Annotated in this window: 28 protein-coding genes; 16 read left to right on the forward strand and 12 right to left on the reverse strand. The window is 67.7% G+C overall.

Annotated elements, in window-relative coordinates; translation table 11 throughout:
• Nucleotides 1–192: 192 nt before the first annotated feature.
• The gene (locus BJ970_RS26945) at nt 193–681 is read left to right on the forward strand and encodes a GtrA family protein (RefSeq protein ID WP_184729467.1); all 489 of its coding nucleotides are present in this window, start codon (nt 193–195) and stop codon (nt 679–681) included.
• Here the strand turns inward: BJ970_RS26945 and BJ970_RS26950 are convergent.
• Nucleotides 668–925 carry a hypothetical protein gene (locus tag BJ970_RS26950; protein WP_184729469.1) on the reverse strand — a complete coding sequence of 86 codons (258 nt, stop codon included), beginning with the start codon at nt 923–925 and terminating at the stop codon, nt 668–670. The two genes, BJ970_RS26945 and BJ970_RS26950, sit on opposite strands and share 14 nt — an antisense overlap.
• A 1-nt stretch (nt 926) precedes the next feature.
• Nucleotides 927–1,325: a hypothetical protein gene (locus BJ970_RS26955; RefSeq protein ID WP_184729471.1), complete on the reverse strand. Its 399-nt coding sequence runs from the start codon at nt 1,323–1,325 to the stop codon at nt 927–929.
• 205 nt (nt 1,326–1,530) lie between these two features.
• Between BJ970_RS26955 and BJ970_RS26960 the strand changes: the two genes are divergently transcribed.
• Nucleotides 1,531–1,944 carry an LOG family protein gene (locus tag BJ970_RS26960; RefSeq protein WP_221468275.1) on the forward strand — a complete coding sequence of 138 codons (414 nt, stop codon included), beginning with the start codon at nt 1,531–1,533 and terminating at the stop codon, nt 1,942–1,944.
• A gap of 222 nt (nt 1,945–2,166) precedes the next feature.
• Here BJ970_RS26960 and BJ970_RS26965 read toward each other — a convergent pair whose 3' ends face one another.
• Nucleotides 2,167–2,451 carry a hypothetical protein gene (locus BJ970_RS26965; RefSeq protein WP_184729475.1) on the reverse strand — a complete coding sequence of 95 codons (285 nt, stop codon included), beginning with the start codon at nt 2,449–2,451 and terminating at the stop codon, nt 2,167–2,169.
• Between the two features lie 266 nt (nt 2,452–2,717).
• Here BJ970_RS26965 and BJ970_RS26970 point away from each other — a divergent pair, with 266 nt between their 5' ends.
• The 5 genes from BJ970_RS26970 (at nt 2,718) to BJ970_RS26990 (ending at nt 8,957) form a co-directional block, all read left to right on the forward strand.
• A complete protein-coding gene (locus tag BJ970_RS26970; protein WP_184729477.1) occupies nt 2,718–3,527 on the forward strand; it encodes a helix-turn-helix domain-containing protein in 810 nt (269 codons plus the stop codon).
• A complete protein-coding gene (locus BJ970_RS26975; protein ID WP_184729479.1) occupies nt 3,524–3,724 on the forward strand; it encodes a DUF397 domain-containing protein in 201 nt (66 codons plus the stop codon). Before BJ970_RS26970 ends, BJ970_RS26975 begins: the two co-directional genes overlap by 4 nt.
• Nucleotides 3,725–3,971: 247 nt before the next feature.
• Nucleotides 3,972–7,148, forward strand: a complete 3,177-nt coding sequence (locus tag BJ970_RS26980) for an arabinosyltransferase domain-containing protein (RefSeq protein ID WP_184729481.1) — start codon at nt 3,972–3,974, stop codon at nt 7,146–7,148.
• 367 nt (nt 7,149–7,515) lie between these two features.
• On the forward strand, nt 7,516–8,436 hold the full coding sequence (locus tag BJ970_RS26985) for an AEC family transporter (protein ID WP_184729483.1): 921 nt from the start codon (nt 7,516–7,518) through the stop codon (nt 8,434–8,436).
• Between the two features lie 224 nt (nt 8,437–8,660).
• A complete protein-coding gene (locus tag BJ970_RS26990; RefSeq protein ID WP_184729485.1) occupies nt 8,661–8,957 on the forward strand; it encodes an Rv0250c family protein in 297 nt (98 codons plus the stop codon).
• On the opposite strand, the gene BJ970_RS26995 is transcribed toward BJ970_RS26990, so the two are convergent.
• Together BJ970_RS26995 and BJ970_RS27000 are read right to left on the reverse strand one after the other, a co-directional pair.
• Nucleotides 8,958–9,614: a 4'-phosphopantetheinyl transferase family protein gene (locus BJ970_RS26995; protein ID WP_184729487.1), complete on the reverse strand. Its 657-nt coding sequence runs from the start codon at nt 9,612–9,614 to the stop codon at nt 8,958–8,960.
• Nucleotides 9,611–10,462, reverse strand: a complete 852-nt coding sequence (locus BJ970_RS27000; protein WP_184732272.1) for a metallophosphoesterase family protein — start codon at nt 10,460–10,462, stop codon at nt 9,611–9,613. The genes BJ970_RS26995 and BJ970_RS27000 overlap by 4 nt, the downstream gene beginning before the upstream one ends.
• A gap of 69 nt (nt 10,463–10,531) precedes the next feature.
• Between BJ970_RS27000 and BJ970_RS39075 the strand changes: the two genes are divergently transcribed.
• Nucleotides 10,532–10,654, forward strand: a complete 123-nt coding sequence (locus tag BJ970_RS39075) for a hypothetical protein (RefSeq protein WP_281399632.1) — start codon at nt 10,532–10,534, stop codon at nt 10,652–10,654.
• Between the two features lie 33 nt (nt 10,655–10,687).
• On the opposite strand, the gene BJ970_RS27005 is transcribed toward BJ970_RS39075, so the two are convergent.
• Together BJ970_RS27005 and BJ970_RS27010 are read right to left on the reverse strand one after the other, a co-directional pair.
• Nucleotides 10,688–11,506, reverse strand: a complete 819-nt coding sequence (locus BJ970_RS27005; RefSeq protein ID WP_184729489.1) for a class I SAM-dependent methyltransferase — start codon at nt 11,504–11,506, stop codon at nt 10,688–10,690.
• Nucleotides 11,503–11,976, reverse strand: coding sequence for a GbsR/MarR family transcriptional regulator (locus tag BJ970_RS27010; protein WP_184729491.1), 474 nt, complete (start codon nt 11,974–11,976; stop codon nt 11,503–11,505). Before BJ970_RS27010 ends, BJ970_RS27005 begins: the two co-directional genes overlap by 4 nt.
• A 259-nt stretch (nt 11,977–12,235) precedes the next feature.
• On the opposite strand from BJ970_RS27010, the gene BJ970_RS27015 reads away from it, so the two are divergent.
• The 3 genes from BJ970_RS27015 to BJ970_RS27025 are packed head-to-tail and all read left to right on the forward strand — an operon-like array spanning nt 12,236 to nt 15,015.
• Nucleotides 12,236–13,264: an NAD(P)-dependent alcohol dehydrogenase gene (locus tag BJ970_RS27015; protein WP_184729494.1), complete on the forward strand. Its 1,029-nt coding sequence runs from the start codon at nt 12,236–12,238 to the stop codon at nt 13,262–13,264.
• A 21-nt stretch (nt 13,265–13,285) separates the two neighbouring features.
• Nucleotides 13,286–14,290, forward strand: a complete 1,005-nt coding sequence (locus BJ970_RS27020; protein ID WP_184729495.1) for an amidohydrolase family protein — start codon at nt 13,286–13,288, stop codon at nt 14,288–14,290.
• Nucleotides 14,287–15,015, forward strand: coding sequence for an iron-sulfur cluster assembly protein (locus tag BJ970_RS27025; RefSeq protein ID WP_312864481.1), 729 nt, complete (start codon nt 14,287–14,289; stop codon nt 15,013–15,015). The genes BJ970_RS27020 and BJ970_RS27025 overlap by 4 nt, the downstream gene beginning before the upstream one ends.
• 187 nt (nt 15,016–15,202) lie before the next feature.
• Here the strand turns inward: BJ970_RS27025 and ligD are convergent, their stop codons facing one another.
• On the reverse strand, nt 15,203–16,792 hold the full coding sequence (gene ligD, locus BJ970_RS27030) for a non-homologous end-joining DNA ligase (protein WP_184729498.1): 1,590 nt from the start codon (nt 16,790–16,792) through the stop codon (nt 15,203–15,205).
• A 146-nt stretch (nt 16,793–16,938) separates the two neighbouring features.
• Between ligD and BJ970_RS27035 the strand changes: the two genes are divergently transcribed.
• Nucleotides 16,939–18,051: an NAD(P)/FAD-dependent oxidoreductase gene (locus BJ970_RS27035; RefSeq protein ID WP_184729500.1), complete on the forward strand. Its 1,113-nt coding sequence runs from the start codon at nt 16,939–16,941 to the stop codon at nt 18,049–18,051.
• Nucleotides 18,052–18,095: 44 nt separating this feature from the next.
• On the opposite strand, the gene BJ970_RS27040 is transcribed toward BJ970_RS27035, so the two are convergent.
• Nucleotides 18,096–19,460 (reverse strand): ammonium transporter, encoded by a 1,365-nt coding sequence (locus BJ970_RS27040; RefSeq protein ID WP_184729502.1) that lies wholly within the window; start codon nt 19,458–19,460, stop codon nt 18,096–18,098.
• Nucleotides 19,461–19,736: 276 nt separating this feature from the next.
• Here BJ970_RS27040 and BJ970_RS27045 point away from each other — a divergent pair, with 276 nt between their 5' ends.
• Nucleotides 19,737–20,507, forward strand: coding sequence for a lipoate--protein ligase family protein (locus BJ970_RS27045; RefSeq protein WP_184729504.1), 771 nt, complete (start codon nt 19,737–19,739; stop codon nt 20,505–20,507).
• An 88-nt stretch (nt 20,508–20,595) separates the two neighbouring features.
• Here BJ970_RS27045 and BJ970_RS27050 read toward each other — a convergent pair whose 3' ends face one another.
• From BJ970_RS27050 to BJ970_RS27060, 3 genes are read right to left on the reverse strand one after another with little or no spacing between them, the layout of a single operon-like run.
• Entirely contained in the window at nt 20,596–21,246 is a 651-nt protein-coding gene (locus tag BJ970_RS27050) for an anti-sigma factor family protein (RefSeq protein ID WP_184729506.1), read from the reverse strand.
• On the reverse strand, nt 21,243–21,728 hold the full coding sequence (locus BJ970_RS27055) for a sigma-70 family RNA polymerase sigma factor (RefSeq protein WP_221468404.1): 486 nt from the start codon (nt 21,726–21,728) through the stop codon (nt 21,243–21,245). Before BJ970_RS27055 ends, BJ970_RS27050 begins: the two co-directional genes overlap by 4 nt.
• A gap of 23 nt (nt 21,729–21,751) precedes the next feature.
• Nucleotides 21,752–22,126 (reverse strand): hypothetical protein, encoded by a 375-nt coding sequence (locus BJ970_RS27060; protein ID WP_184729510.1) that lies wholly within the window; start codon nt 22,124–22,126, stop codon nt 21,752–21,754.
• 118 nt (nt 22,127–22,244) lie between these two features.
• On the opposite strand from BJ970_RS27060, the gene BJ970_RS27065 reads away from it, so the two are divergent.
• The 3 genes from BJ970_RS27065 (at nt 22,245) to BJ970_RS27075 (ending at nt 25,699) form a co-directional block, all read left to right on the forward strand.
• Nucleotides 22,245–22,697, forward strand: a complete 453-nt coding sequence (locus BJ970_RS27065; protein WP_184729512.1) for a Rieske (2Fe-2S) protein — start codon at nt 22,245–22,247, stop codon at nt 22,695–22,697.
• A 349-nt stretch (nt 22,698–23,046) separates the two neighbouring features.
• Nucleotides 23,047–23,253: a heavy-metal-associated domain-containing protein gene (locus tag BJ970_RS27070; RefSeq protein ID WP_184729514.1), complete on the forward strand. Its 207-nt coding sequence runs from the start codon at nt 23,047–23,049 to the stop codon at nt 23,251–23,253.
• A gap of 145 nt (nt 23,254–23,398) precedes the next feature.
• Nucleotides 23,399–25,699, forward strand: coding sequence for a heavy metal translocating P-type ATPase (locus BJ970_RS27075; protein ID WP_184729516.1), 2,301 nt, complete (start codon nt 23,399–23,401; stop codon nt 25,697–25,699).
• Nucleotides 25,700–25,732: the final 33 nt, after the last annotated feature.

Below are 25,732 nucleotides of genomic sequence, written 5' to 3' on the forward strand. Positions count from 1 at the left end.
GATCATGCCCAAGATCACCAGATCGGTCGAATCCGAATTCGTGAGAAGTCATCACAATGGCACCGGTGGACCGGCGTGAACGGCATCCTACGACATTCGTTCCCAGCTTGTTCCCAGGTCGTTCACGCGGGCCTCCCGCACGGCCGAACTAGCTTGGTGGCAGATCCGGGAAATTCCGTTGGAGTGGGGTAGATGAACGGTCTGGCCGTGCAGGAGTCGAAGGCAGTCGTCCCCGTTCCGCACGGTCCCGCTCGCACGGCCGGGCGGGACAACGTCGTCGGCCAGGCCGTGCTTTTCACGGTCATCGGTGTGCTCGCCACCGCGGCGAACGCCGTGCTTTACGTCTTGCTGCGCGAGGTCTTCCCGACCGGTCCGTCGAACCTCATCTCGCTGCTGATCACGACGGTCGCCAGCAGCATGGCGCACCGGCACTTCGCGTTCGCCGACCGCCACGAACACCCGATCCGGATGCACCTGCAGACCCTCGCGGTGTTCCTCTTCTACTGCGTCTCGAACAACATCGCGCTGGGCCTGCTGGCGCTGGTCGTCGAAAACCCCTCCAGCGTCGCGGAAGCGGTCGCAGTGGCCGCGATGAGCATCTTCGGCGGCATCACCCGCTTCGTCGTCCTGCGCATCTGGGTCTTCAGCCGCTCTGCGGCTCACCGGACTAACTGGAAGTAGCGCGAGGCGTCGTCTCTTCGTCGCGAGTGCCTTTCCGTTCACGCACGAGTCGAGCCCGAGATTCCTCCAGGCGTTTGTTCTCCAGTTCCACCGCAGTGGTCAGCAAACACGCCGGGCAGCCGATGCGGGGCTGGGCGGGCTCACCTTCGACGAGTTGTCGGCACATCGTGAGCTGCGGGCTCGTGCTTGGCCGGATGATGTGGGAGGTGCCGTGTTCGTCGGTCCATCGGTCGTCGCCGAGCATGTCAACCTCGTTTCTTCTTCTCGAACTGGGCGCAGTGGTCGCGGGCCCATTGCTTCGCGCGGTCGGTGAGCGTGGTGGGGTCCCAGGTGGTGTCGATCTCGACGGTCCAGGGCAGCGGATATTCGTCGGAGCAGTCGATATCGCCGTGGTATATCCGGACGGTGCTTTCGCCCGCGTACCAGCGAAAGACGAAGTACGAGTACATGTACACCAGGTACGCGCCGCGCCGGTCTCTCCGCACCAGGGGACCTTTGTGCACGGCGGGGATCCGGTAGAAGGTGATCGACTTGTTCCCCTGGAAGGTCACCGTCTCCGGCACGGCGACGGCGGAAATGTCGTCCCACTCCAACACGATCAGTCCCCAATCGTGATCGACCCGGTCCAGTCGCCTTTCGCGCAACCTTCACCCCGGCAATCCCCACAGGTATGCATCGTCGTCGACATGCGAATTCCTTTCAGTATTGCTAGTGATTCCGTACTCCCCGGTGAATCCATGAGATCGTGTTCGGGCAACGCAGCGGGAGATGACAATCGATGACATCGCCGGAGGAGGAGCGACAGTGCCGCGCAGTGTGACGATCACCGGAACTCGATCGACTGAGCACATGACAACTGAGCAGTTCGCCGAGCTGTTCCGCTGCTATCTGGCTCCGTTCAGTTCGCCGAACGCACACGTTTACCTCGGTGGCGCGATCGGCATCGACACCGAAGCCCTCGTGTGGCTGGCGGAGCACACCCGTGTAGCGCTGACCGTGGCCGTTCCCTGCGTTCTGGCGGACCAACCTGAGGACGCGGTAAATGCGGTCAGACACTGGCAGGAGCGGAAGCGAGTCAAGGGAATTGTGGAGCTTGGGGCTCCGAGCCTGGGGACCGTGGCCTACCACGCCCGGAACCGTTGGATGGTCGATCGAAGCGACTTCGTCATCGGATTTCCGCGCGGCGATGTTCCCAGCGGTACCTGGTACACGATCAACTATGCGGCCGAAAAAGGGAAACCTCGGCTTGTCGTACCGATTTGATGCGGTGTGGGTGGCGATGTCGATCTCGACGGTCCACGGAAACAGGTACTCGTCGGAGCAGTTGACGTCGTATGCGTCGTCGTCGACATGAGAATCCCTTTCTCGATTTTTTGGCCGATCTTTTGGTGGTGGGATTGCATGTCCCGAGTTCGGCTGCGTCGATACACAGGAGCTTGGGCCCGGCGCGCGCCCGATGCTAGAGGAGGGGCGGCATTGCCTGGCTCAAGCGCTGTGCTCACCCAGCCTTTTGACTGGTGCCCGGCGACAGCGAATCCAGACAGTTTTTTCCCAGCACTGGCGGCAAGTGCTGAATCGGGCGTGCTGCGGCGCGTTAACCTCTTGCATGAGGGTCGCGTTGCAGAACGTTTCGATCGGCCCCGGATCGCCGGGCTTGCCGGTGTACGCATGTCGGTTCTGTTCGCTGCTGAACCACCAGATTGCAGTGTCGGGCGGATACAACGCCAACAATGCGGCCACGGATCCAGGAGGGCCTTCTTCTGCGGTCATCGTGTGATCACCTGTCTTGTCGGCAGGCACAGCACAAGCGGTTATTGATGCGGGGTCAACCAGCGCCGTGCCTGAAGGTTGCGATCTCCAGATAAGTAAACCGTACTAGTACGTAGTACTTTGACAAGTGTTTGGCAGGGTGACATCCAGGCTCGATCGGGTGGCGAAAGGCGTCTCATGTCCCTTAGGCAGGGCCGCGAACGTGCGAGAGGATCAACTCCATGACGGCACCCATCTCTCGCGAGGTCTATCGCAAGTGGCTCGCGATGACGTTGCGGCAGCTGCGTCCAGAGAAGATCACTCTGCAGCAAGCTGCCGAAGAACTCGGTTGCAGCGAAGGCAAGATCCGCCACTTCGAGTCCGGCCGAAATCTGCCCATGCCGGACGACATAGCGAAGTTGATGGCGCTGTACGGCACCACAGAACAGACGAACGAACTTGTCAGTCTCGCTACACAGATACGCGAGGCGCCGTCCGGGCAGGACCTCACGCGGTTGGCGGCGACACCTGACGGCTTCAGGACCTACCTGGGCTTGGAGCAAGGAGCTCGGGAGTTCACGGAGTGGTCGGTCCTCACTGTGCCGGGCCTGCTGCAAACTCGCGACTATGCGACTGCGGTGATGTCAGGGGCCCGGCACGTACGGGAAAGCGAAGTCGCTCGTCGTGTCGAACAACGAATGCGTCGTCAAGGACTCTTGCAGCGTTCCGACGACCCGCCGTTGGTGACAGCTCTGTTCGACGAAGGCGCTCTGCGCCGCGAGGTTGGCGGCGTCAGCACACTACGTGAGCAGCTGCGCCACCTGGTGCAGGTCAGCGAGCGGCCAAATGTATCTCTGCGCGTGCTGCCTTTCAGCGTGGTTGTGCAGTCAGCACTCTACGGGCCGTTCATCCACATGGGTTTCGGTCTGCCCAATCACCCTGGATACATCTACCTCGAAGATCTCACCGGTGGCCGGATGATCGAGGACGCCGACGTGATCGATGATTACCTCGCGGTGGTGGACGAACTGTCCGCCGCCGCGCTCGACGAGGAATCATCCCGAACGATGATCAGCGAGATTGGAGAAGCACTGTGACGACAGCGGGCTTAGCCGGTAGGTGGCGCAAGAGCAGTCGCAGCGCTCAGCAAGGAGCTTGTGTCGAGGTAGCGGTCACGTATGCGGCCGTAGGTATACGCGATTCGAAAGATCGTGATGGCGCGGTTTTCGTTGTAAGTCCAGCGCAGTGGAGTGCCTTTACCGCCCGGATCAAGGACGGGCACTTCAACCGGTAGACGTGGCTTCGTGAGTGCGTAGTGGGGTTGAGCCCGGCTATGCACTCACGAGCGTTCGTGGTGGGCTGCGAGGGCCGAGGGAGGTCCAAGAGCACGGGAGACGTGTGGGTGGGGTTCCGGGGAAACTTGCTTGGCGTGCGGGTTCGGTTGCCCGGTGCGAGCATCATTGCGCCGGTTATCGGTCCCGCTGCGCGCCAAATTAAGCTCTTCGGGATTGGTGACTTCTGGAAAGTAGAGGTGGCGTCGCGTGACTCAGCGGTCGGTGCAGGTCACGCGTCGCGACCCGGCGTCGAAAGCCGCCCGCCGCTGGGCAGCCGTTCTGGGCCTGTTCTCCACGCTGCTGGCACTGGCGGTGCCGTTCCTGCCGGTCAACCACGACATCACGACGTTGCAGTGGCCGACCGCGCAAGGCACCAAGCCGGTCTCGGCGCCCCTGGTCAGCCAAGCGCCACTGTGGCTCACGGCGGAGGTGCCATGCGCGGCGGCGCGAAGCCTGGACGCGCGCATAGACGGTCCGGGAGTGCTTGTCGCCACGAACGCGCCGTCGTCGGAGTACGGCGGCATGACCGGGCTGAGCCTGCAAATCGACTCCGGGCAGGTGGCGCTGTGGTCCAAAGGGCAGCAGGTGGGCACCGCCGTACTTCCTGCGGGTGACTGCGCGATTTCGGTGCGTTCGGATGCCTCCGGTACGCAGGCCAGCGTGGGCGGACGGCCGCTGGCCGCGGTGCCCGGCGATAAGCGGCCCCAGCTGACCGGCATCTACTCCCAGCTCGATTCCACTGTCGACGACGTGCGCGGCCTGGCTTTCCAGGCGCGAGTGGACGACCGCTTCGCAAGTCACGCGACGCCGCTGAAGGTGACCGTGATGGTGCTGGCGGTCCTGTCGTTCCTCGGCTCGATGGTCGCGTTGCGTCGGCTGGAGTTGCGACGGCCACCTCGATATGTCCCCCCGAGGTGGTGGCGGCCCAAGTTCCGCGACATCGTCGTCCTCGGCGTGCTGGGCGTGTGGTGGTTGATCGGCGCGATGACCGCCGATGACGGCTACATCCTGACCATGTTGCGCGCGGCCGACAGCGCCGGGTACATCACCAACTACTTCCGGTGGTTCGGGAACCCGGAATCGCCCTTCGGCTGGTTTTACGAGCTCTACGCGTTGTGGGTGCAGATCTCGCCCGCGACGCCGTGGGTGCGCTTGCCCGCGTTGTTCCTCGGCGTGGTCAGCTGGGTGCTGATCAGCCGTGGTGTGCTGCCTCGGCTCGGGCAGCAGGTCCGGCGCAGCGAGTCCGCGGGCTGGGCCGCGGCGGCGGTGTTCCTGGCCTTCTGGCTGCCGTACAACAACGGCCTTCGGCCGGAACCGGTCGTCGTGGTGTTCCTCCTGCTGGCGATGTGCGCCGTCGAGCGGGCAGTGGCCACCCGGCGATTGACACCGGCCGCCCTCGGGCTCGTCGCGGCGACGCTGGGCCTGGGGGCGAACCCGCACGGCATGGCCGCCGTGCTGCCATTCGTGGTGGCCGCGAAACCGCTGCTCCAGACGTTGTGGCGGCGGATGCGGGAATGCGGGGCGCTTCCGGTGCTGGCTCCGGTCGTGGCGGCCGGACTGGTGATCCTGGTCGGGGTGTTCTTCGACCAGACCCTGCAGTCCGTGCTGGACTCGGTGGCGCTGAAGACCAAGTTCGGGCCGAACGAGCAGTGGTACGAGGAGCTGAGCCGCTACAACCGGTTGTTCGGGCCGTGGCCGGACGGGTCGCTGACACGTCGGTTCCCGGTGCTGCTGCTGGTTCTGTGCGTGGCGGCGAGCGCGGTGGTGCTGCTTCGCCGGGGCAGGATCCGGGGAGCCGCCCTCGGCCCGAGCCGTCGCTTGCTAGCGGTGGCCGCGCTCTGCTTCGTGGTGCTCGCCGTGACGCCCACGAAGCACACGCACCACTTTGGGATCCTCGCCGGGGTGGGTGCGGTGGTGGCCGCGCTCACCGCGTTGGCGACGAGCGCGGCCGTGCTGCGATCGCGGCGCAACAGGGCAGGATTCTTCGCCGGTCTCATGGTGATCTGCGCCTTCTCGGTCACCGGGACGAACTCGTGGTGGTATGTCTCCGGTTGGGGCGTGCCGTGGTTCGACCGGGCGCCGAGCTTGGACGGACGAAGCGCCAGCACATACTTCCTGGTCGCCGCCGCGTTCGCCGGCGTGGTCGCCCTGATCGAGCACCTGCGACACGACGAACTCCCGGTCACGACGCCGGACGCGCGCCGCCGGGTGCTGCGGCTCGGCGCCGCGCCGTTGACGATCACCTGCGCGATCCTGCTGGTCGGCGAGGTGACCCTGTTCGCCACGGGTATGCAGAAGCAGCGGGGCGGTTACAGCCTGGGTGCGGACAACCTCAAGCAGCTCGCCGGTTCGAGTTGCGGGCTCTCCGACTACGTCGGTGTCGAGACCGATCCGCGCCGCGGTGTGCTCACGGTGTCCCCGAACCAGCCTGAATCCGGGAGCGTGGTGGCCGCGAGTCAGGTCGCGGGCGCGAAATCGGCGGGCTACCTCGCGGCCACCTCGACCGGCTTTCACCGGTTCGGGTATCCGCAGGACAAGCATTGGACCCCGCCGTTCGGGTTCGGCGGCGACGACGCCCCGGTGTGGGGCAGCTACACCGAGGACAGTCCCGCCACCGGTGAGCTGCGCACCCCCTGGTACGACCTGCCGCCGCAGGCCACCAGCGGTGCGGCCCCGGTCGTGCTGTCGTTCGGCGGGAACACGACCGGCGCGAATTCGCTGAGACTGGAATGGGGCCGGGACACCCCGCACGGCTTCGAGATCCTCGGCAGCGGTGACGCCGCCCAGGACAGCGGCATGTGGTGGGATCGCCGGTTCGTGGTGGACGGCGCGACCAAGGTCCGCGTGCTGGCGGTCGACCAGAAGATCGACGCCCCGGGCTGGCTGGCCGTCAGCGCCCCTCGCGTTCCGCAGCTGACCACCATGACGAAGGTGATCGGCGCGGCGCCCACCTTCGTCGAATGGACCGCCGCGCTGGTGCACCCCTGCCTGAACCTCGCGCGCCTGCACCACGGGGTCGCTGAGTTGCCGAAGTTCCGGATCGCCGGCGGCGGGATCATGCGCGACATGGGCCAGAGCTGGTCGGCTCCGGGGGCCGGTGGCCCGTTCGGCTGGCTCAACGTGGCCGGCAGCGTGCGGGCGATGCCGACCTACCTCAAGGGCGAGTTGCACCGCGACTGGGGCACCCTCTACGTGGTGGATCCCTTCGAATCGGACGCGCTCCCGGCCGAAGCCGCGATGGAGATCCACACCGAAACGCACTGGGGGCTGTGGAGCCCGGGGCCGTTGACGAAGGCCGTGAAGCTCCCCGGCGGTCCGCCCAGCTCCAACGGGCGCACCGACATCGGGCCGCTCGATGCCATTCCGGCCGGTGACGCAACGTGAACCCCTGTGAGCATCGCCATTCCGGCGGGGGAGGGGCCCCCTAGATCGCTTAGGATGGCTAACCGAGTGGGGAGCGCCTGCCGACCGGCCCGACGTGCCCCTCGCCGTGGCTGCAACCGTGTTCGCCGCGACACGCCCTGGTGTCGTTGTCTGACAGGCTTTTTACGAACGGGCAGCGGCGTCGGCGACGGGCATGCCGGGGACGGTGCCGTGGTGCCACCCGTGCGCCAACGTCGGAACCCGTTAGTACGGAAGAAAATAGAATGCCTCGTGCTCGACAACTGAAAGCCCGCGGTCGCCCGGCCGCTGTCGCAGTTGTTGCAGTTTCCGTTGTCCATAAGGGACTCGGCGCGCGAGCGGAGGCGTCGTGTCCGGCGTGATCGAGGGTTTCGGCGTCATCGCCGCCATCGTGCTGATCGGCTACCTGCTCGGTCGCGGTGAGGTGCTCGGCCAGAACGCGCGCGAGGTGCTGACCCGGTTGTCGTTCTACGTCGGAACTCCGGCGCTGCTGCTGCAGATGCTGTCGCAATCCGACGTCTCGGTCATCTTCTCGGTCCCACTACTGGTCACCGCGTTGAGCACGTTCGCCGCCGCCGGGCTGTTCGTGCTGGTCGGCGCGCTGCGCCGGTGGAACATCCACCGCACGACCATCGGCGCGCTGTGCTCAAGTTATGTCAACGCCGGCAACCTCGGCATCCCGATCGCGGTCTATGTGCTGGGCGATGCGACGCTGGTGGCGCCGGTGATGCTGTTCCAGTTGCTGGTCATGACGCCGATCGGGCTCACCGTGATCGACTTATCGCAGGGCGGCGAACACTCTCCGGTGTGGCAGCGGATTCTCGCGCCGTTGCGCAACCCGATCGTCATCTGTTCCTTGATCGGCGTCGGAATCTCGTTGAGCGGCTGGCGGATTCCGGCCCCGGTGCTGGAGCCGATCACGCTGATCGGGCACCTCTCCGTCCCGACGGTGTTGCTCGCGTTCGGCATCTCGTTGCACGGCAGCGCCTTGCCGGCGGGCGGCACGGAGCGATGGCCGGTGCTGCTGTCGGTCGGCTTGAAATCGGTCGTGCACCCGGCGATCGCCTGGGCGATCGGCGCGGGCCTGTTCGGGCTAACGGGCGCCTCGTTGTTCGCCGTCGTGGTGATCTCCGCGCTTCCGGCGGCGCAAAACCTCTTTGTCTACGCGTCCCGCTACAACGTGGGCATGCGACTCGCGCGCGAGTCGATCCTGCTGTCGACGATCCTTTCGGTACCAGTGCTTTTCACCGTCACCGCGCTGCTGGGCTGAACCCGCTGCCCGCTCCGGCATGTTGGTCAGCCGAACGACTCCGAGAAGCGGAGTACACAGGCGGCCATTAGGTGGGTACCGCGCCATTCTCGACTGCCCTATTGTGGTACGCGTCACTGTCGAGAGCTCGTGCCCGGTGCGGGGGTTTCGACGCGGCAGTGGCGTCGCAGGGCATCGAGCGTGGGGATGCCAATCGATGTGTCTCTTCGAGGTGAGGTCTCGCCATGCCGAATTCCGAGATCGCCGAGCTGCGCCAGTCCGTGCAACGCGTTCGAAAAGCAGTCGGCGCGGTGCGCCGGCGCTTCGGAGACTCCGCCGCGATGCGGCGATTGGACAACGATGTGGATCGGCTGGAGATCGATGTGACCGAGTCTTTCGGCACACCGTTGATCCCCTGCGCCCGGACGCCGATCATCGACCGCAATGAGGTCGTCCTGGTGGCGGACACCCCATACGATCCCGAACTCTGGCGCGATGCCGACGACGAGGGCATCGGCGGGCATCGGCCGCAGGCATGCTGATCAGCCCGGGTAGGCGATCGCGGTGATGACCAGGTCGCGGTTGGCCAGCCACCTGCCGTGGAATTCCCGCAGCGGCCGGTCTGCCGTCGCCGGGGTGTCGACGAGCAGCCGCGCGTGGAAGGTGGCCGTAGCCGGATGCAGTTCGATGGAGGCGTCTTCGAAGTCGAGCCACGCCCGGGTCAGCGGGAACCATGTCTTGTAAACCGATTCCTTCGCGCTGAACAACAACCTGTCCCAGTTCGCCGGGTGCGGCGATCCCGGCAGGCGCCGGAGGCGGTCCTTCTCTTCGGGGCGCGCGATGGCGTCGAGAACGCCCTCCGGCAGTGGCGCATTGGGTTCCGCGTCGATGCCGATGGATGCCAGGTCCGTGTGGTGCGCGACCACGGCCGCCCGGTATCCGGCGCAGTGGGTCATGCTGCCCACGATGCCGTCGGGCCAGCCCGGCGCGCCGCGCTCGCCAGGCAGGATCGGGCTCGGCGGAAGCCCCAGCGCCGCAAGCGCTTCCCGCGCGCAGTGCCGCACGGTGGTGAATTCGTGCCGGCGCTTGGCCACCGCCTTGCTGATGAGGGCGGCTTCTTCGGGGAACAGCATGACCCCGGCGGGGTCGTGGAAGGCTTCGGAGGACCGGACCTTGTCCGGCAGGATTTCGTCGATCACGCCGGGGTCCTGGTCGGGAGAACCTGGCGGAGCAGGCCGTGCGGATGGCCGTGCCTGCGCCATTCCCTGGGGTAGCCGATGGAGACTTCGTAGAACGGGACGTCATCGTGCCGGGTGATCCGCGGAATGTGCAGGTGGCCGTACACGACACAGGTGGCGCGGTAGCGGCGGTGCCAGTCTGCGGTGCGCTCGGTGCCGCACCACTGCGCGAATTCGGGGTAGCGCAGCACGTCCGTCGGCTCCCGAAGCAGCGGGTAGTGGTTGACCAGGATCGTCGGCAGGTCGTCGTCCAGTTCCGCCAGCCGGCGCTCGGTTTCGTCGATCCTGGCCTGGCACCAGGCCTCCCGGCTCGGATACGGGTCCGGGTGCAGCAGGAACTCGTCGCTGCACACGACGCCCTTGGCGTAAGCCTGTTCGAGCCCATCGGATTTGTCGCGAGCACCTGGCGGAACGAACGAGTAGTCGTAGAGCAGGAACAGCGGAACGATCCTGACCGGGCCGCCATCACCGGTCCACACCGGATACGGGTCCTCCGGGGTCAGGACGCCCATGCCGCGGCAAATCTCGACGAGGTGCCGGTACCGGTGCTCGCCGCGCAGCTGCACCGGATCCTTCTGGTGCGTCCACAGTTCGTGGTTCCCGGGCACCCAGATCACCTTGGCGAAGCGCTGGCTGAGCAGGTCCAGGGCCCACTCGATCTCCGCGGTGATCTCCCCGACGTCGCCGGCCACGATCAGCCAGTCTTCCTCCGATTCGGGCCGGAGCTCCGCCGTGATCGCCCGGTTGTCCGGGTAAGCCACGTGCAAGTCGCTCACGGCGAGCAGCCGACCGGCGCCGGTTGGGCCCATGTGCATAGTCAGCACACTACCAATTTCGCAATCAGCCGATCGCGGACGAACGAAAGCGGCGTCCTGGTGATGCCCGTCTACCGCCGCACCGGTGAAACCGGGTCGGCGAACGTTGCGGAGAAGTCGCTCCAGCCGGTGCCGCACCAATTCCGCCGGGCGGCTGCGGGCAAGCGTGCTTTCGCCGCGATGTAGGGCGAATTGCCCGCAGCGGCACCGCAGTAACGGTCAGAACTCGGCGCGGAACACCCGCAGCCAGTTGCGGAGGGCCGGGAATGTGCACATCGTCCGGTACACCGCGCGGACGGTCGGGTTCGGGATCTTCGCGTACTGCTCGGTCACGGCGGTCTCTTCGATGTAGCGGAGCCGGGGGTTCCAGCGCTCGATATCGCGGCCTTCGCGGATCGGCGTCAGGTACGGCGGGTAGCCCTTGCGCAGGCGCTCCGGGATCCGCTGGGTCAAGCCGGCGACCCAGGGGGCCACCTCATCGAAGATCAACTCCCCGGTGTGGAAACGATCGGTGATCCGGCGCAACAGCCGTTCGACTTCGATGGGCGGCAGGTACATCAGCAGCCCTTCGGCGATGATCAGCACCGGCCGCTCGGCGGGGATCTCGGCCAACCATGCGGGGTCGGTCGCCGATGCGCCGATCGTGCGGTAGTCGTCGGACTCCGGGTAGAGCTTGCGGTGCAGCTCGATGACGTCGGGCAGGTCCACGTCGTACCAGCACACCCCCGACGGGCGGTCGAGCCGGAAGGCGCGGCTGTCCAGTCCGCAGCCGAGTTGCAGCACGGTGGCATCGGGGTTGCGGCGGAGAAAGTCGGCGGCCCAGTCATCGAGTTGCTTCGCGCGCAGCGCGACGCCGAACCGGTTGCTCGCCAAACCGGGTTGCTGAAGCTTGCGCCAGTCGTAGTCGACCCGGTCCAGCGCCTCGGCGGCGGCGCGGTCATGCAGGATCGAATCCTTCGAGCGGCTTTCCAGCGCCCGGAGGTAGAGCGTGACGAGCATCGTGGACTGCACGCCGGTGAAATCGACCTTGCCGGTCATTGCTCACTCCTTTTCGCGGCGCGGTACTCCGCCCATCGCCGCATGAATTCGCCACCGATGTCGGAGGCGGTGAACTCGCAGAAATCGCGGAAGTCGGCGAGGCGTTCGCGCTGCTGCCGACGGTCCGCGCCGAGCACCGACAGGCCGAACTCGGCGGCCTCGATGCCGTTGCGCATCCGCGCGAGCTGGACTTGCATGATCTGGGTGAAACCGCCGGGGGCGACCCGGTAGTGGTGCTGGCGGGCCGACGAGGGGAGCCGTTCGACCAGCCCGCCTTCCTGCATCGGCCGGATCACGGTGCTGACCGACGCCTTGCTCACCCCTAGCTCGGTGGCCAGTTCGGTCAGCGACCGGTGCGCCGGATCGCAGATCATCAACCAGCCGTAGATCCGGCCCATGGTGCGCGGCCCGCCGACGGTCTCCATGAACAGACCGATGCGGTCGACGAACTCCGCTTCGGCCGTGGACATCGCCATCTCGACCTCGACAATCCTCGTTAAGAAAATTCTGAACGTAATGTACGACCCTGCTCGGGGCGCGGGCAAGGGCGTTGGCGACCTCGCGGCGTAAAGGGTTCGTCAATGCTCGAAGGCCACCTGGCACTGCCGTCGAGGCGCAGGTGGCATCGCTGATTTCGGCCGTGCTCGTCGCCAACGGCCTCGCCGGGCGCGCAAGCGCAACTAGGCGCAACGTGAAGGCAAACCATCGCAGTCGACGGAGGAGTTTCCGGTGAAAGCGGTACGAGTGCACGCCTACGACAGGCAACCGAAGATCGAATCCGCGCCGGACCCGGTGCTTCAGGGTCCGTGGGACGTGCTCGTGGAGGTCAACGCCGCCGGGGTGTGCCGAACCGATCTGCACATCATCGAGGGGCAGTGGCGGGACAAGAGCGGAGTCGAGCTGCCCTACATCATCGGTCACGAGAACGCGGGCACCGTGCGGGAGATCGGTAGCGCGGTGACCAACGTTTCGCCCGGCGACAAGGTGATCCTGCACCCGCTGGTGACGTGCGGGCTGTGCCGGCCGTGCCGATCCGGTGACGACGCGCACTGCGAGAACTCCCTGATCCCCGGCCTCACCACCGACGGCGGGATGGCGGAGCTGCTGCTGACCAATGCGCGCTCGGTCGTGAAGCTCGCACCCGGTTTGGAGCCCGCGGACGTGGCTGCGCTGGCCGACGCCGGCCTCACGGCCTATCACGCGGTGCGCAAGGCGGTGCCGTTGCTCTACGCCGGCACACACGTGGTGCTGATCGGTGCGGGCGGGCTCGGCCACATCGGGCTGCAGTCATTGCTCGCGTTGACAGCAGCTGAGATCACCGTGATCGACCGGTCTCAGGCGGCACTGGACCTCGCCACCGAGCTCGGTGGGCACCATGCCGTGCTCGCGGACGGTACCCAGGTCGAGGCCGCACTGGAGATCACCAACGGCAAGGGCGCACATGTGGTGCTCGACTTCGTGGGTGAGAAGGGCGCCGAGGCAGACGGGCTTTCGCTGACCCGCCAGGCGGGTTCCTATTTCGTGATCGGCTACGGCGGCCGGGTCGACATCCCCACCATCGACATCATCTATCGAGAGATCAACGTGATCGGCAACCTCGTCGGCTCCTACAACGATCTCGACGAACTCATGGCGTTGACCGCGCAGGGCAAGGTCAAGCTGCGCACCCGCAGGTACTCGCTGGACGAGGCGCTGGACGCCCTGGAGGACCTCGACGCGGGCCGGATCCCTGGTGGCCGAGCCATCCTCGTCCCCTGACACCGGAAGGGCAGAGCAGCCATGTACGCCAAGGACGGCGAGAAGTACTTCGTCGTGGACGGTCACGTCCACTACTGGGACGGCACCCCGGAGAACCAAGCCAACCGCTACGGCACGGGGTTCCTGAACTGCTTCTACGACTACCACCGCAACCTCAGCCCGGAGGAGGCCAGGTGGTCGCTGGAGCACTTCCAGCGGCAGACCGAGGACGACGTGCTGCACGACCTGTTCGAGGTCGGGTATGTGGACAAGGCGATCTTCCAGCCCACCTACCTGACGGACTTCTTCGTCCACGGGTTCAACACCACCGAGCAGGACGGGGCGCTGGCCGAGAAGCACCCGGACAAGTTTATCGTCAACGGTAGTTGGGATCCGCGGGACGGCGAAGCGGGGCTCGCCGAGCTGGCGCGGCTGGCCGACCGCTGGGGGCTCCAGGGCGTCAAGCTCTACACCGCAGAGTGGAAGGGGGATTCGAAGGGCTGGAAGCTCACCGACCCGTGGTCCTACCGCTACCTGGACAAGTGCGGGGAACTCGGGATCCGCAACATCCACGTCCACAAGGGGCCGACCATCTATCCGCTGAATCTGGACGCCTTCGACGTCGCCGACGTCGACGAGGTGGCCACCGCGTTCCCGGAGTTGAACTTCATCGTCGAGCACGTGGGGCTGCCGCGGCTGGAGGACTTCTGCTGGATCGCCACCCAGGAGCCCAACGTCTACGGCGGCCTGGCGGTGGCGATGCCGTTCATCCACTCCCGCCCGCGCTACTTCGCGCAGATCATCGGCGAACTGCTGTACTGGCTGGACGAGAACCGGATCACCTTCGCCAGCGACTACGCGATCTGGACGCCGAAGTGGCTGATCGAGAAGTTCGTCGACTTCCAGATCCCGGCGGACCTGCAGGGTGAGTACGGCACACTCACCCCCGAGGTCAAGCGCAAGATCCTCGGGCTCAACATGGCCCGCCTCTACGACATCAAGGTGCCCGAAGAGGTGCGCGAGACCGAGCGGGTGATCGCATCGTGACCACCACCGCCGTCGTCCTGGCGTCCGCGGTGTGGCGGGCGCTGGGCACCGTAGTGGATCCCGAGCTGGACGAACCGATCACCGAGCTGGGATTCGTCGCCGGGTGCGAGGTCGTCGGCAGCGAGGTGCGCGTGGAGCTCCGGCTGCCGACCTACTTCTGCGCGCCCAACTTCGCCTATCTGATGGTGGCCGACGCCCATGACGTCGTGGCCGCGATCGCGGGGGCCAAGCGGGTCTCGGTGCGCCTGCTCGACCACTTCGCGGCGGAGGAGATCAACGCGGGAGTAGCTGCGGGCGACGGTTTCGACGCGGCGTTCCCCGGCCTTGCCGGGGGAGAACTCGACGAGCTGAGGCGAACGTTCCTGCACAAGGCGCATCTCGCCGGTCAGGAGCGACTGGCGAGTCGGCTCCTGGCGTCGGGGCGCAGCACGCATGAAGAGCTGGTGCTGCTGCGGCTGGGCGACCTTGACGCGAGCAGTGAACTAGACGAGCTTCGGCGGCGACGCGCGCAGCTCGGCCTGCCCGCGGATGACGAGGCGCCGTTGCTTGTCGACGAGGACGGCGCCCCGATAGCGGCAGAAGCCCTACCCGTGCGGCTGCGCTTCGCCCGGACCACCCGCGTCAGCATCGAGGTGAACGCGGGCTGGTGCCGAGGCTTGCTGGCGACCCGCTACGGGGGCGGGCAGAGCGCGGATAGTTTGAGGCCAGTCGAAACGCGACACTGATCGTTGGCCACCGCCTGAACGCGACTCGTGGCGTTTTCGCGCGAAAACACTGTGGGCGCACGGCCACTAGACCGATTGTGCAATGTGGACGGACCGTGATCGCGGATTGTAATGTCGATTCGAGCAATTGCTTCAGTGTTGATCGAAATTAATCTTCCAGTGGGCGCGACCTGGATCAAGGCACTGCTCAGACAGGTGGAAGCCGTTGCTCGACGTCGAGCAGGGCCGCGAAGGGATCTCCGACCGTTGCGATCCGGTCGAGGACGGTGCGGATCGTCCAGCGGTCCGGGGCCAGGTCCGGGTTGTCGAGTTCGTCCCACTCCAGCGGCACCGATACCGGCGCGCCCGGTCGGGGCCGGGCGCTGTAGGGCGCGACCAGGGTCTTGTTGATGACGTTCTGGGTGTAGTCCAGGCGGGCCAGGCCTCGACGGTCGGACCTCGTCCACGCCCAGCTGACCAGCTCGGGGACGGTGCTGCCGACCGCCTTGGACACCTTCTCCACCCAGGCCCGGGTTTCCGCGTACGTGTAGCGCGGTTCGACCGGAACCCAGATCTGAATGCCGCGCTGCCCGGTCACCTTCGGGCGGGCCGTCACGCCGAGGTGCTCCATCGCGGTCCGGTGCAGGCGGGCCAGGACCAGCACCTCCTCGAACGACGTATTGCTGCCGGGATCGATGTCGAACAGCGCCCAGGTCGGGTGCTCGACGTCGGATGCGCGGGAGGTCCATGCGTGCAGCTCCAGCGCCGCGTAGTTGGCCAGCCAGGCAAGCGCGGGGACGCTGTCGGGGATGAGGTACCACTGGGTGTCGTCCGAGTCGGCGTCCTCGTAACGCCAGCGCCGCAGCCAGTCGGGGGCATGGCTCGGAACTTCCTTGTGCCAGAAGCCGGGTTGGTCCACCCCGTTGGGGAAGCGGTGCGAATTCAGCGGCCGGTCGGCGAGGTAGGGCAGCATCACCGGTGCGATCAGCGCGTGGTAGCGGATCAGGTCGCGTTTGGTCACCGGTGCCTCGTCGTCGCGGGCCGGGAACAGCACCTTGTCGAGGTTGGTCAGGGCGAGATTCCGCCCGTCCAGCCGCCAGCGGCCCTTGCCGCCGAGTTCGTCGAGCGCCGCCAGCTCGTCCTCGGTGGGCGGATCCCAGCGTCGCTGCGCGTTGCCGGACTTGTTGGCGCGCAACGGGATTTCGGCCTCCGCCGGAGGGAGGTCGCTGCGCCACATCGCTTCCGGTGCGGCGGCGACCTCCTCGTTGGTGCGGCCGCTCTTCACCGACCGCGGATGATCCTCCGGATCCCAGCCAGGTATGGCGTGCTCGTCCTTCTTGTGCAGCAGCAGCCACTGCCGCTCGCCGCGTCGCACCAGCACGAACCGGCCCGCCAGCTTTTCGCCGTGCAGGTCGAAGTGCAGCGTCCCGGCCTCGATCGCGGCGGCCGGATCGGCGTCCACGGAATCCCAGGTGCCCCGGTCCCACACGATGACGTCGCCGCCGCCGTATTCGCCGGTCGGGATGGTGCCTTCGAAGTCGGCGTACTCCAGGGGGTGGTCCTCGACCTGCACGGCCATCCGCCGCGCCGTCGGGTCCAGCGTCGGCCCCTTGGGCACGGCCCAGCTCAGCAGCACGCCGTCGAGTTCCAGGCGCAGGTCGTAGTGCCGGCGCCGGGCCCGATGCCGCTGCACGACGAACCGGTCACCGGTCGAGCGCGCCGCACCGTTGCCGCTCGGTTCCGCGGTGCGGGTGAAGTCGCGCATCTCCCGGTACTTCGCCAGGCGCTCGTCGTTCACGTCTCCCACATACCCGATTTCCCGCCGGAGCAAAAATCGACGCCGCCAGGTGCTCATCTGTGATGCGGGACACCGCGCGTCACATTCTGGTTCGTTGCCCCGTTCCCTCTTCGCGCATCGCAGCGCGGAGTTGGGAGGACGGGATCATGGCGGTTCGGATTGTGGTTGTCGGAGCTGGTTACGCCGGGTTGGCCGCCGCGAAGCTCGCGGCTCGGTGGACCGAGGCCGCAGTGACGTTGGTCAACGCCGGTGATCGGTTCGTCGAGCGGGTGCGGTTGCACCAGCTCGCCACCGGGCAGACCTTGCGCGACCTGCGGTTGGCGGATCTGGTCGAGCGCACCGGCGTGAAGTTGGTCGTCGGCCGGGTGACCGCGATCGACGCCGAGCAGCGGGTGGTGCGGCTCGCGAGCTCGCCCAAGGTCGTGCACTACGACCTGCTGGTCTACGCGTTGGGCAGTGCGGCAGACATGGAGTCGGTGCCCGGCGTGGCGGAGCACGCCTACACCGTGGCCACCGCGGATGAGGCATTGCGGTTGCGTCAGCGCCTCGGCGACAGCCACGTCGTCGCCGTGGTCGGGGGCGGGTTGACCGGCATCGAGGCCGCCGCCGAGCTGGCCGAGGCGCATCCCGGTCTGAAGGTTCGGTTCGTGAACGCGGGAGCGCTCGGCGCCGGGCTTTCCCAGCGCGGCCGGGAATACCTGCGGCGCACCTTCGATCGCCTCGGCGTCGAGGTCCGGGAGCAGGCCCGGGTTTCCGAAGTGCGCGCGGATGGGCCGGTGCTGGCCGACGGCGAGCACCTCGCCGCCGATACGGTGGTGTGGACCGCCGGTTTCAAGGTGCCGGAACTCGCTCGCGCGGCCGGTTTCGCCGCCGACGACCACGGGCGGTTGATCGTGGACGACATGTTGCGATCGGTGTCGCACCCGGAGGTCACCGGGGTCGGCGACGCCGCGGCGGTACGCATGCGGAGCGGGCAGGAACTGCGGATGGCGTGCGCGACGGGGTTGCCCTCGACGCAGCACGCCATGCGTGCGATCGCCGACCGGCTGGCCGGGCGCACGCCGCGGCCATTGCGGTTCCGCTACCTCAACCAGTGCATCAGCCTCGGCAGGCGCGACGCGCTTATCCAGTTCGTGCACGCCGATGACAGCCCGCGAGAATCCGTGCTCACCGGCCGGAAGGCGGCGCTGTACAAGGAAGCCATCGTGCGGGGCACGGTCCTTTTCGAGCGCCATCCGGTCATCCCGACCTCGTTCTAGCCGACCCGTCTGCGCAGTGTGTCGGCCGTCCCGGTGCCGGGGCGTCAGGTTCCCTTGGTGGACAAGGTGTTCTGGACTCGGTCGGTGAGCGGGTGTGCACCGGGACGGGAGTCGAGGTCGTAGCCGCGTTCGGCGTGTTCGGCTTCGTCGATGCCGGTCGACTCGGCGTCGTGGTCGACCCGGAAGCCCAGGGTCTTGTGGATGGCCCAGGCGATCACGAACGTGAGCACCAACGAGTACAGCAGGGTGGCGCCTGCCGCCACCGCCTGTCGCCACAACTGGTCCAGGCCGCCGCCGTAGAGCAGCCCGTCGGCGCCGGCCGCGTTCACGGTCTTGGTGGCGAACACGCCGATGAGCAGCATTCCGACCAGGCCGCCAACACCGTGCACCGCGACCACGTCCAGGGTGTCGTCGAAGCCGAACCGGTGCTTGAGCGTGACCGCCAGGGCACACACCACCCCGGCGGCCACGCCGATCGCCGCGGCGCCGAGCGGTTCGACGTAGCCGCAGGCGGGGGTGATCGCGACCAGGCCCGCCACCGCGCCGGAGGCCGCGCCGAGAGTCGTGGGCACGCCGTCGCGACGCTGTTCGACCAGCAGCCAGCCCAGCACGGCGGTCGCGCCCGCGGTCATCGTGTTCATGAACGCCGTCGCGGCCAGCGAATTCGCGCCGAGCGCGGACCCGGCGTTGAAGCCGAACCAACCGAACCAGAGCAATCCCGCGCCGAACATCACGAACGGCAGGTTGTGCGGGCGCGCTTGGTGCTGCGGCCAGCCGCGACGCCGCCCGACGACCAAGGCGAGCGCTAGCGCCGCGGCACCCGAGTTGATCTCGACCGCGGTCCCACCGGCGAAGTCCAGCGCCTTCAGGTCGTTGACCAGCCAGCCGCCGACGGATTCGGCCGCGGTGAAGCCGTCGACGGCGAAGATCCAGTGGGCGATCGGGAAGTAGACGACGGTGACCCACACGGCCACGAACACGATCCACGGCCAGAACCGGGTGCGTTCGGCGACCGCGCCCACCAGCAGTGCCACCGTGATCACGGCGAACATCAGCTGGAAGGAAGCGAACGCGAACAACGGGATCCGCTGCCCTGCGGGCCCGACCGTGGTCTCGTGCAATCCGCGCAGGCCGCCGTGTTCGAGTCCGCCGATCAACCCGCCGAACACGTCGTCGCCGAAGGTCAGGGAGTAGCCGTAGAGCACCCATAGCGTGCCGACCACGGCCAGGCAGGCGAAGGTCAACATCATCACGTTGAGCACGCTCCGGGAGCGCACCATTCCCCCGTAGAACAAGGCCAGGCCCGGTGTCATGAGCATGACCAGCGCGGCGCTGATCAGCAGCCAGGCGGTGCTTCCGGTATCGATGGCGGCCTCCTCCACTACATGGCGGATTCGGCTGGTCAGCATTGCGCCGCCGCGTTACGACAAACCGACGCATGATGTTTCGCGGCGGTTAAAGATCCAGCGAATGCACATTTGTCGTAACGCCGACGACATTGCGCGGCAATGTGATCACGTAGAGTCGTCGAGTGACTCGGCTCACCGGTCGACCTGTGGTCTTGTCGCGGCGGGCGAGAATGACATTCCGTGCCCCCGGCCTGTCCCGTCGACGGGCTCGCGTCCCGGCCGGACCCTCTCGCCCGGTGGCTGAGCAGCGGATCTTCCGGTCCGTAGAATCGCCCCGTGGAGCTCTTTCGCGGCGCGCTCGGGGCGGATTCGGACCAGGCGCTGGAAGTCGCGGTCGCGCATGCGATGTTGCGCCGCATCAGCCGCGGTGAGTCGGGCCCGGCCCTGCGGGTGTACCGGCCGCAAACCCGGGTCGTCGCCTTCGGCCGACGGGACACGCTGCTGCCTGGTTTCCCCGACGCGGTCCGCGCCGTTCGGCAGGCCGGGTTCACTCCGGTGTTGCGTGCCCCGGGCGGCAGGGCGGTTGCCTACACCGAGCATTCGCTCGTGGTCGACCACGTCGGGCCCGATCCCGGTTACCTGGCAGGCATGGATGAGCGTTTCGTCGGCTACGCCGAGCTGTGGGCCGAAGTGCTGCGTGGGCACGGCGTCGGCGCGCAGGTCGGCGCGGTTCCCGGCGAATACTGCCCGGGTGCGCACAGCGTGAACGCCCGGGGCCGGGTGAAGCTGGTCGGCACCGCGCAGCGGATGGTGCGTGGCGCCTGGCTGTTCAGCGCGGTGGCGATCTTCGATGACGCCGAGGTGCTGCGGCCGCTGCTGACCGACGTCTACCGGCACCTCGGGTTGCCCTTCGACGACGATTCGGTGGGCTCGGTGGTCGCGGAGTCGCCGGGCGTTTCCCTCGACGACTTCGAGGCCGAGGTCCTCGCCGCCTACGACGAACGCTTCGGCCTGGTCCCCACGCCACTGTCCGACGATCTTCTCGACAGGGCCCGCGATCTGGCCGGTGACCATCGGATCGCGGATTGCGCACCGACCGGTCGCTGAGGCGAGTCCAGGCCGGTATCACGCCGACGTGCGCGTCCGATCCGGGAGTCGTTGCCGGCGGGTGTTCAACGGAAGAACCGTGGTGCCGTCATTCGTTCACCACCAGACGCATCAGCGTCGGTCCGCGTGGTACGCGGAGTTCCAGGGAGTGGATCTCGGTGCGGCGCAACGGAGTCGTCATCGCGAGTTGCGCCGTGTTCTCCGGCATCGCGTACCACGTCGCCAGTTCCGCGGTGCCACCGTCTCGCCGGACCGCGATCAGCACGTAGTCGCCGCCCTTGCTACCGCCGTAGCGGCAGGACATGTCCACTCGCGTGCCGGCGGGCACATCGCTGAGGTTGACGTTGGCCTGCACCGGGTAGGCGCCAAGAGCGGTCATTTCGGTGCCCGCCGGGCGGTCGCTCGGCTGCAAGGCGAACAACAGCGCCGCACAGGCCGCTAAGCCGGCCAACGCCGCGGAGGCGGTGACGAGCAGCCGACGGCGCCGGGTGCGTCGGACGACGGTCATCAGCTTCGACAGCTGGTCCGGCGGCGCGGGTTCGGGATCGACTTGGTGCTCGCCGACCTGGGTGAGCAAGCCCGGAAGCCCGGCCAGCAGGCGAACGGAATCGGCGCAGGAATCACAGGTGGTCAAGTGGGCCTCGAAGGCCGCCCGGTCCTCCGGGGACAGCGCGCCGAGGATGTACGCGGCGTCGAAGGTCGTGAACGGATCTGTTCCCGGCTGGATGCGCTCGCTCACCGGGTCACGCCCCTTTCCTCCAGTGCCAGGCGCAGCGCGCGCAACGCGTAATGGGTCCGGGATTTGATCGTCCCCTCCGGCACTCCGAGCCGTTGTGCCGCATCGGTTACCGACATGCCCTGGTAGAAGCACAGTGCGAGCACCTCGCGGTGCCGCGCGGATAACTCGGCGAGCGCGTCGGCGACCAGCCAGCCCTGCACGGCCCGTTCCGTTTCGTCGGTGATCGCGAGTTCCGGCGGCACATCGGTGACCACCTCCGGGCGGCTTGCCGCCGAGCGCCAGTCGTCGATGGCGATCCGCCGTGCGACCGTGAACAGCCACGCGCGGGCGGATCGCTGGGACTGGTCTAGCACCTTCGGATGCCGCCAAGCCCGCAGCAGCGTTTCCTGCACTACGTCCTCGGCACGTGCTCGGTCGCCGCTGGTCAGTTGCAGCGCGTAGGACCACAGGGCAGACGCGTGCTCATCGTGCAGTGCGCGCATCAACCGCGATTCGGGTCCGTCACTCACGCCGCCACCCGGCGGCGGGCGTTGACCCTGAGCAGTGCGGCGCCGAAGACGATGCAGCCTGCCTCGGTGATCACGCCCCAAACCTCCTCCGAGGTCGTGAATTGCTCCTGGACGCCGAAGAAGCCCACGGTGACGGACAATCCGTAGGCCAGCAGCGTCGCCGCACCGAATGCGATCGCGGCGAGGGCGGGCAACCAGCCGCGCCACACGAGCACGGCGACGGCGATCACCGCGCCCGCGACGACATTGACCAGGAACAGTGGCCCGACGACGGGGGTGAAGCGCGCCCAGTCGAACCACACCACCAGATGCACCCACGCCGACCCGAGCAGTGACAAGACCACGAGCAACCGAAGTATCCAGCCTGCCATCCGCCCACTCCACCTCATCGGAGAACCGCTACGCCAGGGAAACACGCGGAGGTCTGCTATTCGGTTCAAATTCGGACGAGAATTGAACCGGTCCGGTCCGGGCTTCGTGCCCATGCGCATGACTGCCGAAAAGCACACCCGCCGATCCGTCCTCGTCACCGGCGGTGCCGTTGCCGGTGCCACCGTGGGAACGGGCGCTCTGGCCGCCTGCGGCAGCGGCACTTCCGCGACCCCTCCCGCCGGCTCCGCATCGAGCGACCCCGGAACCCTGCCCGCCGGTCAGCGCCTTGCCGCGCTCAGCGCGGTACCGGTCGGAGAGGCGGTCGCGGTCAATACGCCGGATGGAAAGCAAGCGATCGTCGCCCGCCCCGACGACACCAAGGTTGTCTGTTTCAATGCGGCCTGCACGCACAAGGGCTGTCCGGTGACGCCTGCGGGCGCTGAGCTGCGCTGTCCCTGCCACGGCTCGCTGTTCGACGCGTTCACCGGAGCGGTGAAGCGCGGACCCGCCGAGACGTCGCTGGCCGCCATCCCGGTGAAGGTCGAGAACGACCAGATCGTCTCCGGTTGATACCCGGCTGGGGCACCGGCTCGCCGGTGCCCCAACCGAACGGCCTCGGCCGGAGTCTCCCGGCCTTTCCCGCCGGCAGCGGACCGCTATGCTCACGGGTCCGGCGCCGCAGCGGATGTCCATTGTGGAGTGACTGGCGCGAAGTCGGTCACCCGAGCGCCCGATGTCGGCTTCCTCCCGCCGTAGCCGCGGTTGAGCTCGATGCCGATGCCCGGTTCACCTCCCTGCCCGGCCGCGATGCGCCCATTCGGCGGTGGGTCATGTTTGACTAGGGTACCCCCCTAGGGTATAGGTTTGGGGTATCGGCGCGGCGTGACCGGCCGGACGACCCGTTGGAAGGTAGGGGCAGATGAGCGAGTTGATTTACCACGTCACCGGCATGACCTGCGAGCACTGCGTGCTGTCAGTGACCGAAGAGGTCGGCGCGATCGGCGGGGTGACCGACGTCAAGGTCGACCTGCCGACCGGTGCGGTCACCGTGATCAGCAGCAAGGAGATCGGCGTGGACCAGGTCCGGGCCGCCGTCGAAGAGGCCGGGTACCAGCTCGCCTCCTGAGGGTGCTGCCGATCGCAAGGATGCGGCATGAACACCGCAATGGGTCAGTGCCGCCGGACCCGCCGACCGCAGACGCCACCACCCAGGCGCCGGCGGCCGAACGGCGCTCACGGCTGACCGACGAAGCGAGGAAGGAACTACCGAGATGACGTCCGATGTGCACGACGCGAACCCGGTTGCCGGGCAACAGATCGAGCTCGCGATCGGCGGTATGACGTGTGCGTCTTGTGCGGCGCGGGTGGAGCGGAAGCTGAACAAGTTGGACGGGGTGGTGGCCACGGTCAATTACGCGACCGAGCGGGCCAGGGTGGATTTTCCGGTCGGGCTGGATCCGCGGCGGTTGGTGGCCGAGGTGGAGGCGGCCGGTTACAGCGCGGTTCTGCCAGCGGCCGGGAATCCGGCCGGGCGGGAGGACCCGGCGGGCGCGTTGCGGCGGCGGTTGGTGGCCTCGGCGGTGTTGTCGGCGCCCGTGATCGTGTTGGCGATGGTGCCGGCGTGGCAATTCACCTACTGGCAGTGGGTTTCGCTGGTACTGGCGGTGCCCGTGGTGGTGTGGGGGGCGTGGCCGTTTCACCACGCGGCGTGGGCGAATGCGCGGCAGGGCGCGGCCACGATGGACACCTTGGTGTCGGTGGGCACGGTGGCGGCGCTGGGGTGGTCGGTATATGCGTTGCTGTGGGGGACGGCCGGTGTCGCCGGGATGCGGCACGGCTTCGAGTGGCGTGCGCCGATGGGGGGCGCGGGCTCGATTTATCTAGAGGTCGCGGCCGGGGTGACGACGTTCATCTTGGCGGGCCGGTATTTCGAGGCACGGTCCAAGCGGCGTGCGGGCGCGGCGTTGCGGGCGTTGCTGGAGCTGGGGGCCCGGGATGTGGCGGTGCTGCGGGAAGGCCGGGAGCAGCGGGTCGCGGTGGAGCGGTTGGCGGTGGGGGAGCGCTTCGTGGTGCGCCCGGGGGAGAAGATCGCCACCGACGGTGTCGTGGTGGAGGGCGGCTCGGCGGTGGATGCGAGCATGCTGACCGGGGAGTCGGTGCCGGTGGAGGTCGGCCCGGGCGATGATGTGGTGGGGGGCACGGTCAACGCGGGGGGCCGGCTGGTGGTGCGGGCCAGTCGGGTCGGGGCCGATACCCAGCTGGCGCAGCTGGCCCGGCTCGTGGAGCAGGCGCAGGCGGGTAAGGCGGCGGTGCAGCGGTTGGCCGACCGGGTCTCGGCGGTGTTCGTGCCGGTGGTGATCGCGTTGTCGTTGGGGACTGGGGCGTTCTGGCTGGTGGCCGGTGCCGGTGCCGCGGCGGCGTTCACGGCCGCGGTGGCGGTGCTGATCATCGCGTGTCCGTGCGCGTTGGGTCTGGCCACGCCGACGGCGTTGCTGGTCGGCACCGGTCGGGGGGCGCAGCTGGGGATCGTGATCAAGGGCCCGGAGGTGCTGGAGTCGACCCGGCGGGTCGACACGGTCGTGCTGGATAAGACCGGCACCGTGACCACCGGGCGGATGGAGCTGGTGGAGGTGCATCCCGGGGCCGGGACCGTCCGGGCCGAGGTGCTGAGCCTAGCCGGGGCGCTGGAGAACGCCTCCGAGCATCCCGTCGGGCGGGCCATCGCGGGCGCGGCTCGGCAGGAGTTGGGGGAGCCGGCCACGGTGACCGGTTTCACCGGTATCCCGGGCCTGGGCGTGCAGGGCAGCGTGGACGGGCACGAGGTGCTGGCCGGGCGGCCGGGGTTGCTGCGGGAACGCGGCCTGGAACTGCCCGAGTCGCTGGCGGCGGTCCAGGCCGCCGCCGAGCAGCGGGGCCAGACCGCGATCGCGGTCGCCTGGGACGGGCAGGCGCGAGCCGTGCTGGTGGTGGCCGATGCGGTCAAGCCCACCTCGGCCGAGGCGGTGGCGCGGTTGCGCGGGCTGGGCCTGACCCCCGTGCTTTTGACCGGCGACAACCAGGCCGCGGCCCGCTCGGTGGCCGAGCAGGTCGGCATTCAGGAGGTCATCGCCGAGGTGCTGCCCCGGGACAAGGTGGAGGTCATCACCCGCCTGCAAAACGAGGGCAGGGTGGTGGCGATGGTCGGCGACGGCGTCAACGACGCGGCGGCCCTGGCCCAGGCGGACCTGGGACTAGCCCTGGGCACCGGCACCGACGTGGCCATCCAGGCCGGTGACCTCACCCTGGTCCGCGGCGACCTGCGGGCGGCCGCCGACGCCATCCGGCTGTCCAGGCGCACCCTGCGCACCATCAAGGGCAACCTGTTCTGGGCCTTCGCCTACAACGTGGCCGCCCTGCCCCTGGCGGCGGCGGGCCTGCTCAACCCCATGATCGCCGGGGCCGCCATGGCCCTGAGCTCCGCCTTCGTGGTCACCAACAGCCTCCGGCTGCGCCGATTCCGCAGCGCGATCGCGGACACGGCGATGGCCAACACCAGCGTGGCCGAGGCGAAGACACCGGTCTCCGTGAAGTGACCCGACCAAATCCCTGCCCGCTGGCCACAGTGG

Origin of the sequence: Saccharopolyspora phatthalungensis, from assembly GCF_014203395.1 — a bacterium.
Taxonomy (GTDB): Bacteria; Actinomycetota; Actinomycetes; order Mycobacteriales; family Pseudonocardiaceae; genus Saccharopolyspora; species Saccharopolyspora phatthalungensis.